The 13,088-nt window shown below is 76.3% G+C and carries 10 protein-coding genes; 3 read left to right on the top strand and 7 right to left on the bottom strand.

All coding sequences use genetic code 11. The annotated features are described in order from the left end of the window. Nucleotides 1–17: 17 nt before the first annotated feature. Nucleotides 18–563, bottom strand: coding sequence for an ATP-binding protein (locus WDV06_RS21050; RefSeq protein ID WP_395511307.1), 546 nt, complete (start codon nt 561–563; stop codon nt 18–20). Nucleotides 564–762: 199 nt separating this feature from the next. Between WDV06_RS21050 and WDV06_RS21045 the strand changes: the two genes are divergently transcribed. Next, the gene (locus tag WDV06_RS21045; protein ID WP_395511306.1) at nt 763–1,920 is read left to right on the top strand and encodes a PLP-dependent cysteine synthase family protein; all 1,158 of its coding nucleotides are present in this window, start codon (nt 763–765) and stop codon (nt 1,918–1,920) included. A gap of 61 nt (nt 1,921–1,981) precedes the next feature. Here WDV06_RS21045 and WDV06_RS21040 read toward each other — a convergent pair whose 3' ends face one another. Next, complete coding sequence (locus tag WDV06_RS21040) at nt 1,982–2,494, bottom strand: SRPBCC family protein (RefSeq protein WP_395511305.1); 513 nt, start codon at nt 2,492–2,494, stop codon at nt 1,982–1,984. Between the two features lie 444 nt (nt 2,495–2,938). On the opposite strand from WDV06_RS21040, the gene WDV06_RS21035 reads away from it, so the two are divergent. Continuing rightward, nucleotides 2,939–5,497 carry a hypothetical protein gene (locus WDV06_RS21035; protein WP_395511304.1) on the top strand — a complete coding sequence of 853 codons (2,559 nt, stop codon included), beginning with the start codon at nt 2,939–2,941 and terminating at the stop codon, nt 5,495–5,497. Here WDV06_RS21035 and WDV06_RS21030 read toward each other — a convergent pair. From WDV06_RS21030 to WDV06_RS21010, 5 genes are all read right to left on the bottom strand, one after another. Next, nucleotides 5,448–7,901, bottom strand: a complete 2,454-nt coding sequence (locus WDV06_RS21030; protein WP_395511303.1) for a right-handed parallel beta-helix repeat-containing protein — start codon at nt 7,899–7,901, stop codon at nt 5,448–5,450. The two genes, WDV06_RS21035 and WDV06_RS21030, sit on opposite strands and share 50 nt — an antisense overlap. A 144-nt stretch (nt 7,902–8,045) precedes the next feature. Next, on the bottom strand, nt 8,046–8,669 hold the full coding sequence (locus WDV06_RS21025) for an Rv1733c family protein (protein ID WP_395511302.1): 624 nt from the start codon (nt 8,667–8,669) through the stop codon (nt 8,046–8,048). Nucleotides 8,670–8,998: 329 nt separating this feature from the next. Then, nucleotides 8,999–9,826, bottom strand: coding sequence for an MOSC domain-containing protein (locus WDV06_RS21020; protein WP_395511301.1), 828 nt, complete (start codon nt 9,824–9,826; stop codon nt 8,999–9,001). Between the two features lie 165 nt (nt 9,827–9,991). After that, a complete protein-coding gene (locus tag WDV06_RS21015; protein WP_395511300.1) occupies nt 9,992–10,603 on the bottom strand; it encodes a DUF6643 family protein in 612 nt (203 codons plus the stop codon). A 266-nt stretch (nt 10,604–10,869) separates the two neighbouring features. Then, entirely contained in the window at nt 10,870–12,039 is a 1,170-nt protein-coding gene (locus WDV06_RS21010; RefSeq protein WP_395511299.1) for a glycosyltransferase, read from the bottom strand. A 175-nt stretch (nt 12,040–12,214) separates the two neighbouring features. Here WDV06_RS21010 and WDV06_RS21005 point away from each other — a divergent pair, with 175 nt between their 5' ends. Continuing rightward, complete coding sequence (locus WDV06_RS21005; protein WP_395511298.1) at nt 12,215–13,015, top strand: glutamate racemase; 801 nt, start codon at nt 12,215–12,217, stop codon at nt 13,013–13,015. The last annotated feature ends 73 nt before the right edge of the window (nt 13,016–13,088 follow it).

Here is a 13,088-nt window from a genome sequence, read left to right as displayed (position 1 = left end):
GGCGGGTCCCGGGTGCGTCACCCGGGCCCGGTACCGACCGCCACCGACGCCGGCACGCCCGTCACGACGGGCTGTGCGTCCACGGCGCCGATCACCGCCCGGGCGGGCTCCCGTACGGGCTTCTTCACGCCGATACGGACCGTGTGCGGCGGCGCCGCCGGGGCGGGAGCGGCCCGCAGGGAGAACCAGACCACTTTGCCGGGTCCGTCCGGCTGGTGGCGGGCACCCCACGCCTCGCTGACGGCCTCCACCAGCGCCAGCCCGCGACCACATGTCTCCAGGCCATCGGCCTCGCGCCGGACGGGCAGCCGCGGATCGCTGTCGTGCACGGAGACGGTGAGCAGCCCGAGGCGGAGTTCGATCTCGACCGTGCAGACCTTGTCGGGCTGCGCGTGGCGGTGGACGTTGCTGAGCAGCTCCGTCACGCCGAGCGCAGCCCGGTCTATGAGCGGGTCGAGCTGCCAGTGGCGCAGTTGGGCGGAGACGATCCTGCGGACCTGGCCGATCCGCGCGGGCAGGGCCTGCAGTTCCACGACGCAGTGCCTGCGGGAATGTGTGATCACGGCTGCGACTCCCCGACATCAGTGTTACGGGTGCTGCACCCTCGGTGACGCAATCTCCAGGGTCACCCACGGTCGCGCCGTCTGCAACCGAACGCGACCGAAAGCGATCCGCATAGAAACCCAAAGTGACTGTTTGCGCAGGTGAGGGGGGTACATTTCGAAAGGAGGGGGCCCTGGAACCGACAAAGGAGCAAGGCGCATGAGCACCACCGGCACCACCGGTACGACGGCCTCGAACACGGCCGCGGTGACGACCACCGTCGACGTCGACCGCAGCGACGCCGCATACCGCGCCTGGCTCAAGGAAGCCGTGCGCAAGGTCCAGGCGGACGCCAACCGCAGCGCCGACACCCATCTGCTGCGCTTCCCGCTGCCCGAGGCCTGGGGCATCGACCTCTACCTCAAGGACGAGTCCACGCACCCGACGGGCTCCCTGAAGCACCGCCTCGCGCGCTCGCTGTTCCTGTACGCGCTGTGCAACGGATGGATCCGCCCCGGACGCCCCGTCATCGAGGCCTCCAGCGGGTCGACCGCCGTCTCGGAGGCCTACTTCGCCAAGCTCATCGGCGTCCCCTTCATCGCCGTCATGCCGCGGACCACCAGCCCGGAGAAGTGCCGGCTCATCGAATTCCACGGCGGCGAATGCCACTTCGTCGACGACTCCATGAAGATGTACGAGGAGTCGGCCGACCTCGCCGCCCGCACCGGTGGCCACTACATGGACCAGTTCACGTACGCGGAGCGGGCCACCGACTGGCGCGGCAACAACAACATCGCCGAGTCGATGTACCAGCAGCTGCGCCTGGAGCGCTACCCCGAGCCCGCCTGGATCGTGGCCACCGCCGGCACCGGCGGCACCTCCGCGACCATCGCGCGCTACGTCCACTACATGCAGCACGACACCCGCATCTGCGTCCCGGACCCGGAGAACTCCTGTTTCTTCGACGGCTGGACGCGCCACGACCCGCACGCGAGCAGCGACTGCGGCTCCCGCATCGAGGGCATCGGCCGGCCCCGGATGGAGCCGAGCTTCGTGCCGGGTGCCATCGACCGCATGATGAAGGTCCCGGACGCGGCGAGCGTCGCCGCCTGCCGCGCCCTCGAACAGGCCATAGGACGCAAGGCCGGCGGCTCCACCGGCACCGGGCTGTGGAGCGCCCTGAAGATCGTCTCCGAGATGGTGGCGGAGGGCCGCACGGGCAGCGTCGTCACCCTGCTCTGCGACCCGGGCGACCGCTACCTCGACAAGTACTACTCGGACGAGTGGCTGGCGGCCCAGGGCCTGGACATCGCGCCGTACGCGAAGACGATCGAGACCCTGCTGGACACCGGAACCTGGCGCGAGCCGCAGGCCTGAGGCCGGCGCCGACCGGCGGGCCGGTCCGGTTCGCTTCGGGATCCGAGGGCGGAGCCCGGGGTCAGCCGCGTGCCGGGGCCGCCGCCAGACGGGCGTCGAGGGTGCGCACCGCCGTGCGGAAGGAGTGACCGAGCCCCGGGCGGGCGGCGGCCAGCGCCACGCGCAGGGGGGCCGGGCCGTCGGCGGCGAAGGTCCAGCGGACGAGGGTGCCGGGGGAGCGGTCGCCGGGGGAGTGCGGCCCGGCGGCCGGGGCCAGCAGCCACTCCTCCAACAGGGCCCGCAGTCCGGGGGCGTTGGTCCGGTCGACGCGGTAGGCGTAGCGCCGTGCGGCCTCCGCGGCCACGACCGTCTCCTGGAACCGGACCCCGCCCCGCAGCCTGACCTCCCGCCCGGCGCCGCCCCCGGTGGGCCGGGCCAGCGACACCGCCCGGAACCAGGCCGGCCAGCCGGTCACCTCCTCCGCCAGCGCCCGGTACAGCGCCTCGGGCGCGGCCGCCGCCCTGGCCGTGAACACCAGCCGCGTCGGAGCCTGTTCGAGGAAGTCCAGCCCCACGGGGCGGAGTCGGCGGGCCATGGCGTTACCCCCTGCGGTCGATGCGGTGATGGCGGGCCTCGCCCCGTCACGATATCTGCCTGCCCGTCAGTTGTCGCCGCCGACAGGGTGGTTACTGGCCCGGACCGGACCAGGCCGGGCCGCCGGGGCGGGGGCGGGGGCGGGGGCGGGGGCGTGGGCCGCGTGGCGGCGTCCCGCCCGGTGCGCGACCGTCGGTCGGCCGGGTCGTTCGGGCGGCCGGTCGGGCGGCGCGTGGGACGCCGGCGGTGGTGGCCCCGCACGGCGGGGGAGGCGGCCGGGCGGAGGTTTCGCGCGGGGGGACGCCGCGGGCGGTCGCTCCGTTCACCGTGGGGGCCGCCTTCACGCGAACGGGGCCTGGGCAGGGCCCTCTTGGCGCGGGATGCTGGAAGCGGCCGACCCCGCCGCGCGCGGGCTCCGATCCACCGCCCTCCCCGCGGAGGCCCCATGCCGCAGCCCGCCGCACCCGACGCAGTCCCGCCGGACGGGGCGCAGCCCGTCACCCGGCCGCTCGCACCGTCGCCGGCGCCCCCGCTCGCGCTCGAACTGTTCGTGCACGGGGTCGCCGGAGCCGCCCCGGGTGAGCTGCTCCGCGATCCGCATCCCGTCCGCGTGACGGGCGACTCCACCGCCGCCGTGTTCCGCCGGGCCGAGGACGCCGACGCCGAGGCCCACCCCGAGCGCTACGCCGGACGGCCCGTCCCCGAGGCCTACTGCTGGTCCCGGCTCACCTCGGGCAACGGCGCCCGTGCGCTGTGGCTGCTGCTCCTGCCGTTCATGGTGGCCAACCTCGCCCACTGGGCGCGGCCCGCCACCGCCCCCGGCGGGCCACCCCCGCGGGCGGTGCGCGCGTACGGGCTGCTGGTGCGGCTCCTCGCCCTCAGCCTCACCGTGCTGCTCGTCGCGGCCGCCTGTGAGGTGGCGCTGGACCTCCTCGCGTGGCAGTGCGCGGGCGCTCACGCCTGCACGGGGTCCCGGTCGTGGCTCGCCTTCCTGAGGCCCGGCGGCTGGTGGGCCCAGCCGGGCCGGCGGCTCGCGCTCGGCGCCCTCGCCCCGGTCGCGCTCACCGCGCTGCTCTGGTTCCTGTCGGCCCGCACCTGGAGCGCGTACGAATCCCAGCCCCCGCCGGCCGGGGGCGGGGACGGGGTCGGCCGCTCCGCCGGGGGTGTCGACGCCCCCGCCGTTCCGCAGGGGCCCGGCACCCCGCCGGCCGCGGGCCGGGACGGGCCGGGCGGTGCCCGCACCCCGGGACGGGACGGCGTGCCGGGGGGCGCCGGGCCCGCGGACGCGCCACTGGGGCGGCCCGGGTTCTGGTACGGACGGCGGATCGTGGCCCGGCTGCGCGCCGGGCACACCGCCGCCGGCCTGCTGACCGTGGCGTACGCCGTCGCCGCCCCCACCGCCCGCGAGGACCGCGCTTCCGCCGCCCCCGGCGGTCTGCTCGCCGCCGGCTGGGCGGTGCAGGGGCTGCTCGCCGCCGGGGCGGTGGCCGTGCTGTGGGTCGTGTGCCGGCGCGGCCGTACCGAGGAACGGCCCGACCACCGGCTCGACCGGGCCGCCGTCACCCTGCTGCCCGCCTGCGCCCTCGCGCTGCTGGCCGCCGCGCTCCTCTACGCCGGCTGGTCACGGCCCGGCTGGACCTCACGGGGGAGGCTCCCCGGAGACTTCGCCTTCGGGGCGCTGATGCTCGCCCAGGGCGGCTGCGTCCTCGCCCTCGCCCTCGTCGCCCGCCGCCTCCACCGCCGGACGCCCACCCCCGGCGCCGTCCTCGGCGGACTGGGCGGCCCGGCCGTCGCCCTGCTCGGCTGCGCCCTCGGCGGGGTCATGTCCGGCGGCGTCTCCCAGCGCGTCGCCGACTGGCTCGACGGGGCGAGCGCCCCCGCCGCCCCCGGCGCCCCGCTGCCCGGGCCGCCCGTCCTGCTGTCCTGGCAGGCGGCCGTCCTCCCGCCGCTGCTGCTCGCGCTGGCCCTGGTCGCCGCCACCGCCGGGATCCGGGCCGCCGCGATACGCCGCACGGCAGCCGCCACCGTCGCGGCCGAGTATCCCGGGGCGGTCCCCGACCCCGATCGCAGCCGGCGCATCGCCGGGGCGCGGGCCGCCGCCGCCCTGACCGACACCGCCCCCTGGTTCGTGGGCGCCGTCTGCGCGGTCACCCTGCTGCTCGGCGCCGGAGCCCTCGCCGGGGCCTGGGCGAGCGGCCGGGTCCCGGCCGAGGCCGCCCGGCACGCCCACCCGCTCCTCGCGGCCGCCGCCCGGGCCGCCCAGGACAGCGGCTCCTGGCTCATCGGCTTCGGCATGGCCGCCTTCGTCGCCCTCGGCCGCCGCGCCTACCGCGACCCCGCCTCCCGCCGCACCATCGGCATCCTCTGGGACGTCGGCACCTTCTGGCCGCGCGCCGCCCACCCCTTCGCCCCGCCCTGCTACGCCGAGCGGGCCGTGCCCGACCTGACCTGGCGGATGACCGGCTGGACCGCCCGCACCGGCGGCCGGCTCGTCATCTCCGGGCACTCCCAGGGCAGCGTGCTCGCGGCGGCCGCCGTCTGGCAGCTGCCGCCCGCGACCCGCCGCCGCGTCGCCCTCCTGACGTACGGGTCACCGCTGGCCCGGCTCTACGGCCGCTGGTTCCCCGCCTACTTCGGCCCCGGCCCGCTCGCCGCCCTCCACCGCGACCTCGACCGCTGGCGCAACCTGTGGCGGGCCACCGACCCCATCGGCGGGCCCGTCGGGGCCGGCGCCGACGCGGACGGCCGCGTCGACCGGGGCCCCCTCGCCGACCCCGTCGCCTACGGGCGCGACCCGCTGTACCCGCTGCCCGCGCCGATCCTGCGCCACGGCGACTACCAGGCCGATCCGGCCTTCAGCGCCGAACGCGACGCGCTCCTGGCCCGCCTGGCCGCCACCGACACCGCCACCCGGACCGGCGTACGGGAGGACGCGGAGCTGCCCGCCCCGCGGATCAGCAAGGCGCCGGCAGCACCGGCAGATCCTCGGGGAACAGCAGGGTGAGCTCGTCCGTGCCCGCCTCCGCCAGCTGCGCCACCCGGCTCGCGTGCCGCTCCACCATCGACTCGAAGGTCTGCCGGGCGGTCCGGCCGTTGCCGAACCCCGGGCCCTTCGGCAGCTCCGTGAAGTACTCCAGCAGCGCCTTGCCGGTCCCCTCGCCCAGCCGGTACTCGTGCTCCTCCGCCTGCTGCTCCACGATCCGCAGCAGTTCCCGCGGCCCGTAGTCGCCGAAGGTGATGGTCCGTGAGAACCGCGACGCCACCCCCGGGTTCACGGTCAGGAACCGCTCCATCTCCTCCGTGTACCCGGCGACGATCACCACCACCGCGTCCCGGTGGTCCTCCATCAGCTTCACCAGCGTGTCGATCGCCTCGCGCCCGAAGTCCCGGCCCGAGTCCTCCGGCGCCAGCGCGTACGCCTCGTCGATGAACAGCACCCCGCCGCGCGCCCGGTCGAAGGCCTCCTGCGTACGGATGGCCGTGGACCCGATGTGCTCGCCGACCAGGTCCACCCGGGACACCTCCACCAGGTGGCCGCGCTCCAGCACCCCCAGCGAGGCGAGGATCTCCCCGTAGAGCCGGGCGACCGTGGTCTTGCCGGTGCCCGGGGAGCCCGTGAACACCAGGTGCCGGCGCACCGAGGCCGCCTTGAGGCCCGCCTGCTGCCGCCTGCGCCCCACCTCGATCATGTCCGTGAGGGCGCGCACCTCGCGCTTGACGCTGTCCAGCCCGACCAGCGCGTCCAGCTGTCCGAGCACTTCGTCCGCGGCCCGGCCGGCCCCGGCCGGCGCTTCGCGCGTACGGGCCTCCGGCACCGGCACGGAGGCCGGCCCGGGCGCCGCCGGCCGCCCCACGACGGTCCGCGCGGCCGTCACCGTACCGCTTCCGGGCCGCGCCCCGGCGGGGTCGGTGCCCGCGGCCGCCTCGGCGGTGAGCCGGGTCCCCGGCCCGTCGCCCGTACACCCCTCGACCAGCGGGCCGTCCTCCGCGAACTCGTAGCCCCCGCGCGCGCAGCGCTCGGCGTGGCAGCCGGTGAGCGTGCTGCGGCAGCCGTCGATGACGTGGAAGCCGAAGCCGGAACCGCCCGACACCCGGCAGTCCGTGAAGGTGCCCCGCCCGCCCGCCGACACGTAGAACCCGGCCTCGGCGGACGCGGTGACCGTGACCCGCTCCACGGCGGGGTCGGCGCCCTTGGTGACGATCACCCCCGTCTGCACCCCGTCGACGGTGCAGTCGCTCACCGTGCCGCCGCTGCCGTGGTCGCGGAACCACGCCCCGGTTCCCGCCTCCCGGATCCGGCAGTCCTCCAGCCGGGCGGTGGCGCCGTCGCTCACGGAGACGGCGGTGTTGCGGACCTGGGCCAGGTCGCTGTCGATCACGTCGGCGCGCGAACCCCGGTCCAGGACGAACACGGCGTCCGGCACGTCGTGCAGCCGGCAGGACTCCAGGGCGGCGGTGGCCCCGTCACTGATCCACACCGCCGGGTAGTCGCCCGTGCTGTCGTGGATCTCGCAGGACTCGGCCTCGACCCTGGTTCCCGGGTCCCACACCGACAGGCCGTTGCGCCCGAACCGGCGGACCGTGGTGCGGCTGAGGGTCAGCACGGAGCGGGAGCGCAGGTCGACGGCGTTCTCCGGGATGTCGTGGATGTCGCAGCCGGCGAGCGAGAGCACCGCCTCCGTGTCGAGGGTGACCCCGTCGCCCGAGGTGCGGTGCACGGAGCAGTCGGTGAGGCGGGCGGCGGCCCGCGCCGCGACCTGCACCCCGCTGCCCTTGATCTCGTACACCTCGCAGCCCAGCGCCTCCAGACCCGAGCCCTCGCCGCTGACGGCGATGCCCGCGCCGATCGCGTGGTGGATCCGGCAGCGCTCCAGCCGGGGGTGCCCGCCGCGCACCGAGAACCCGGCCTGCCCGGCGGCGACCACCTCGCACTCCTCGAACACCCCGCCGCCGCCGTCCAGGACGGCGATGCCCACCCCGGCCGGGTTCTCCACCGTGCAGCGGCGCACCAGGGGTCGGGCCCCGCCGCGCACCTCGATGCCGGACGCCGACTTGGTGTGCACCCGCAGGTCGCTGAACTCGGGGGAGCCGTCCTCGACGAGCAGCGCGGGCGCCGCCCGGTCCGCCCCCTCCAGATGGAGGTCCTGGACCACGGCCGAGGCGCGCACCGTGAGCGCGACCCCGTCCAGCGGGGCGATCCGCACCGAGCCGGCCGCCGCGCCCTCGGGCCCGCGCAGGATGACGGCATGACACAGCACCAGGTTCTCCCGGTAGGTGCCCGGGGCGACCGACAGCACGTCGCCGTCGCCCGCCACCGCGAGCGCCGCGCTCAGTGTCGGATACTCACCTGAACGCCGCCGCCACCGCGAGGTCCCGCCCTGCGTCACCTGGACCGTGCCCTGAGCCATTGTGCTGTCGTGCCCCCACCCTCGTACTCGCGCCGCCGGACGGGCCGGAGCGGCTGAAGCGGCCGCCGCCCCGCCCGGGTGCCGAAGCGGCCGGACGGGCCTGCTGCTCCACCGTAGCGCGCGCGGGGCCCGGGAGTTGCCAGGTCAGCTGCCCGCACCCGCCCGGCCCCAGTCGGGCCCGGCCGCCGCCCACGCCCGGTCCAGACGCATGTACCGCCGATGCATGAGCCTGCGTACGACGAGCCGGCGGAGCGTCTCGGCGAGCGCGGCCGCCGTGAGCGCCGCGGCCAGCCCGGCCATGGCGGCGTGGAAGGACGCCGCCCCGGGATCGAGCGGCTGCCCCACGAGCCGGCCCCGGATGTCGGTCCATATCCGGAACCGGTCGCCCGGACGGGGCGGTTCCTCCGCCGCGGGGACCGCGCCCTCGTGACGGGTGCCGTCGGGCGCGGTCCACGAGGCCACGATCGTGGTCCGCGCCGGTGCCGTCGCCGTCTGCTGCGCCGTGGGATCGGCGACGGCGCCGGCCCGCGCGCCCGCCGCGGCCGCGGGGCGCACCACCACGGCCGGGACCAGGTACCTCTCCTGCCGCTGCTCGTGCGCGGCGCGCTGGAGGATCCCGTCCACCCGCAGGCCGGCGGCCCAGCCGACGGCCGGGGCCACCAGCAGCACGCACACCAGCGCGACGAAGGCCACCCACGCCTCGACGAGGTCGGTCGGCCTGCGCAGCGGATTGCGCCGCCAGCGCCACACACCCATTGCTGTCCGCACGGTCCGGCTCCCCCTGCCCATGCCAGTCTGCGTCTGTCCGCGCGCCCAAGCCTTCCGCATACCCGGAGGACGCGCATTCCGGGACGCGCGGGACGTCCGTCACCCGATCCGGTGCTCCCGCTCCGGCGGGGTGTCCGTGCGTCCCGCATGCTCCAACGGCCCCGCGCCGCCGGTTGGTTCCAGCGGGGCCCGCGAGCCCCCCGAAGGTGTCAATCCGCCCGCCTGCCCGTCCCCTCCGGCGGCCCCCGTACCGCCGCGCCGCCCGCCGTGGTCAGTGGCGGGCCGGGGCGTGGACCGGGGGCCGGTGTCCCGGGCGGGAGGGGGCGGGGTCACTCCAGGACGCGCACCTCGTCGCCCACGCGCACCGTGCCCGGGACGACCGGCACCAGCTGGCGCCCGAACGCCAGCGACTTGCCGATGCGCCGGTGGCGGGCCAGGGTCTTGAGGGGTTCGCGGCCGCGCTCCGCCGTGGCCTGGTCCGTGGTGGTGACGATGCACCGCCCGCACTCGCGCACGCCCCGGAAGACGGCGTCGCCGATCGCGACGCGCAGCCAGCCGTCCTCGGCCCAGGCGTCCATGGTCCCGCCGACCACCAGATTGGGGCGGAAGCGGTTCATCGGGAGCGGTCCCTCTTCGGGGTGGTCGCCCTCGGCGATCAGGGAGTTGAGGGCGTCCAGCGAGGCGGTGGTGGCCAGCAGCACCGGATAGGCGTCGGCGAGGCTGACCGTTTCCCCCGGCAGGGCGTAGTCGGGATCCACGGGGCGGCGTACGGCCGGGTCGTCGAGGTGCACCAGCCGGGCGGGCTCCCCGAGGAAGGAGCTGAACCACTCGGCGGCGGCCGTCGAGGCGACGACCGTGTCGACCTTCTTGCCGAACAGGACGACCGGCTCCAGCGGGCCCGGTTCCGGCACCTCCACCACCAGGTCCGCCATGCCGGGTGCCGACAGGGCGACCCGGCCGCCGGTCAGCGGGCGCGCCGAGGCCAACGCCAGCCGCGCCTGCTGGCGTTGGGTGATGACGGCGCCCGCCGGGTCGACCACGGCCCAGCGGCGGTCGCCGGCCGGGCCCCAGGGCTCCACGGTCATCTCGTCGGGAGCGGTCCCCGCCACCGATTTGACGGGATGGACGTGGAGGGACCGGACGTACAAGTTCGACATGGGGGCATCTTGCCAGCCGCCCGCGCCGGGGCCCCAGCCCGTTTCGCGCAGGGCGCAGTGTTCCGGCCGCCCGGTTCCGGCCGCCGCCGCCGAACCACCGTCCGGCGGGGTTCGGCCCCCGGCCCCGGCCCCGGGGCGGTCGGGGCGGGGCGGTGGGGCGGTCGGTCAGTAGCCGCGGCCCTGGTACTGCCCCCCGTACGGGTCCTGGTACGAGGGGACCGCCGCGGCGGTCGGGACGGCCGCCGGCATCGGCGCCGCCATCCGCAGGGGGGCCGCCACCGGCACGGAAGCCGCCATGGGCATGGCGGCCGCCATCGGCATGGGAGCCGTCATCGGGCGCGGGGCGGCCGGCCGCATGGCCTCGTACCCGCTGCCCGCGGCGAGCGGACGCGGCTGCTGCGGCTGGGGCTGCGGCTGGGGGACGAACCCGGCGCGCGGCGCGACCTGCTGCTGCGGGACGTACGGGGCCGGCGCGTGCTGAAGCGGAACCGGCATGGGGGCCGGCGCGGCCTGCTGCTGCGGGTACCCGTAACCGTACGCGGGCGTCGGCGTCTGCTGGGGCGACGCGGGCGGGAGGGCGGGCATGGAGGAGGCGAGGGCCGGCAGGTATCCACCGCTCGGGTAACCGGCACTGGGGGACTCGTAGGCGGCCGGGACGCGGATCGGGGCGATCTGCGGAGTCCCGCGTTCTGCGACGAGGGAGTCGTAGATGGGGGTGTCCGGGAAAGAGGGCGCGGAGTAGTAACCGCCGCCATAAGTGGAGCGGGGGGAGGTCATGGGAGACAAGTTAAGCCCACGACTTCACGGGGTCCATAGCCAGGTGCCGCCAACACCGCTCTGACCTGCATATTCCCAGGTCAGAGCCACAGCTTTCACTTGGTGTTCACGTGCACGGTTCGCCACATGCACCCCATCTTGTTCCCACTCGTACTCGGCCGTTGGCCCGTGCACGCATTCGGAGCTGAAGGGGCGTCACAACGCGGTGACCTCGGGCGACTCCGTGGTGACGTTCCGTCAGGCCGAATTCCGGGCGGCGGATGGTTTCAGGCGTCGCTCGGGCGGGCATAGGTTCGGCCCTTCCAGGCGGCCCCGCGCCCCCGGTAGTGCTGCACGGCCGAGTCGACGGTCATGAGCAGGTACAGCAGGGCGGTGAAGGGCAGCAGCGGCGCGAGGGCCGCAGGCTGGCGGTAGTAGCGCAGCATCGGCAGGTAGGTGCCGGCCATCAGCAGCCACGCCAGGGCTCCGGCCGCGCCGACGGCGGGGCGGCCGGTCGCGAGCCCGGCGGACAGGGCCGCCGGAGGGACCAGGTAGACCAACGCCAGCCCGGCCACCGCTGCGGCCAGCAGCGCGGGCCGGTGGCGGAGTTGGGCGTACGCGCTGCGCGAGACCATCCGCCACAGGCCGGCCAGGTCCGGGTACGGGCGGACGCTGTCCACCCGCTCCGCCAGCCCCAGCCAGATCCGGCCGCCGGAGCGCTGGACCGCCCGGGCGAGGGCGACGTCGTCGATGACGGCCTGGCGGATGGAGTCCGGGATCCCGGCGCGGACGGCCGCCTCGGTGCGCAGCAGTACGCAACCGCCGGCGGCCGCCGCGGTGCGGGCGTCGGGGCGGTTGATCCGGCGGAAGGGGTACAACTGCGCGAAGAAGTACACGAAGGCGGGCACGACGAGCCGCTCCCACGTGCCGGCCACGCGCAGGCGGGCCATCTGGGAGACGAGGTCCAGCCCGGCGGTGCTCGCGGCGGAGACCAGCTCGCGGAGGCTGTCGGGCTCGTGCGCGATGTCGGCGTCGGTGAGCAGCAGGTACTCGGGGGCGTCCGGCGCGCTCCGGGTCGCGTGGGTGATCCCGTGGCGCAGGGCCCACAGCTTGCCGGTCCACCCGGGCGGCGGGTCGGAGGGGGTGAGCACGGTGAGGGGCAGGCCGGGCTGCTCGGCGGCCAGGCGGCGGGCGAGCGCGGCGGTGCCGTCGGAGCTTCCGTCGTCGACCAGGACGATGCCCGCCGGGCCGGGATAGTCCTGGGCGAGGAGGGACGGCAGGCTGCGGGGCAGCACTCCGGCCTCGTCCCTGGCCGGGACGACGACGGCGACGGAGGGCCAGCGGGCGGGGGCGGTGCGCGGGGGGAGCCGGACGTCGGTGCGCCAGAACATGCCCTGGGCGAGGGTGAGCCAGAGCCAGGCGGCGAGGGAGGCGTAGGCGGCGATGAGGAGGCCCATGCCGGCAGTCTGGCCGACCCGGGCCGGACGTGTCCCGCATCGGCGCCGCACGGCGCGCTGCGGGGCCCGCCCCGGGTCCGGATCCGGCGAATGGCGGGGTTGTTCATCCGGTTTTGCTGTCATCTGTCACGGTGGAGTTCGGGCGGCTGGCTGGCGCGTCGACTAGGGTGACCCGGTGAAGATCGCGCTCATGGACTCGGGAATCGGCCTCCTCGCTGCGGCCGCCGCGACGCGTCGGCTGCGGCCCGACGCCGATCTGCTGCTGTCCTCCGACCCGGACGGGATGCCCTGGGGCCCCCGTACCCCCGCCGACCTCACCGAGCGGGCCCGGGCCGTCGCCCGGGCGGCCGCCGCGCTGCGGCCCGACGCCCTGATCGTGGCCTGCAACACCGCCTCCGTGCACTCCCTGGCCACGCTGCGGGCCGAGCTGGAGCCCGGCATCCCCGTGATCGGCACCGTCCCGGCGATCAAGCCCGCCGCGGCGGCCGGCCGCCGGGTGGCCATCTGGGCCACCCCCGCCACCACCGGCAGCCCGTACCAGCGCGGACTGATCCGCGACTTCGCCGCCGGCGCCGCCGTCACCGAGGTACCGTGCCCGGGCCTCGCCGACGCCGTGGAGCACGCCGACGAGGAGGCCGTCGCGCGCACGGTCGCCGCCGCGGCCGAGCTGACGCCGGCCGACGTGACGGACGTGGTCCTCGGCTGCACGCACTACGAGCTCGTCGAGGACTCCATCCGGGCCGCCCTCGCCGTGCGCACGGGCGGGGCCCGGCTGCGGTTCCACGGCTCCGCCGAGGCCGTCGCCGTGCAGGCCCTGCGCCGCATCGGAGCCGAGCCCGCGCCGGGGCTGCCGCAGACGGGCGGCCTGACGGTCCTGCACAGCGGCCGGCCGTCCGCCCTCTCCGCGGCCGCCCTCGGCTACCCGGAGGGCCGCCTGCTGGCCGGCTCCGGCCAGGGCGCCGGGGTGGGGCGCTAGGTGTATTGCCCAGTGAGGTTGGGGACGCGGCTGGCGGGTGGTTTGCCTGCGAGCGCGGTGTGTCCGCGGTGGT

The organism is Streptomyces racemochromogenes (assembly GCF_044129415.1).
Lineage (GTDB): Bacteria > Actinomycetota > Actinomycetes > Streptomycetales > Streptomycetaceae > Streptomyces > Streptomyces racemochromogenes_A.
This window is presented reverse-complemented; position numbering and strand designations above follow the sequence as displayed.

Coding starts and splice junctions, on each gene's coding strand:
- WDV06_RS21035 (WP_395511304.1), top strand. CDS start 2,939: ATGCCGCAGCCCGCCGCACCCGACGCAGTCCCGCCGGACGGGGCGCAG.
- WDV06_RS21045 (WP_395511306.1), top strand. CDS start 763: ATGAGCACCACCGGCACCACCGGTACGACGGCCTCGAACACGGCCGCG.
- WDV06_RS21015 (WP_395511300.1), bottom strand. CDS start 10,603: ATGACCTCCCCCCGCTCCACTTATGGCGGCGGTTACTACTCCGCGCCC.
- WDV06_RS21040 (WP_395511305.1), bottom strand. CDS start 2,494: ATGGCCCGCCGACTCCGCCCCGTGGGGCTGGACTTCCTCGAACAGGCT.
- WDV06_RS21010 (WP_395511299.1), bottom strand. CDS start 12,039: ATGGGCCTCCTCATCGCCGCCTACGCCTCCCTCGCCGCCTGGCTCTGG.
- WDV06_RS21030 (WP_395511303.1), bottom strand. CDS start 7,901: ATGGCTCAGGGCACGGTCCAGGTGACGCAGGGCGGGACCTCGCGGTGG.
- WDV06_RS21020 (WP_395511301.1), bottom strand. CDS start 9,826: ATGTCGAACTTGTACGTCCGGTCCCTCCACGTCCATCCCGTCAAATCG.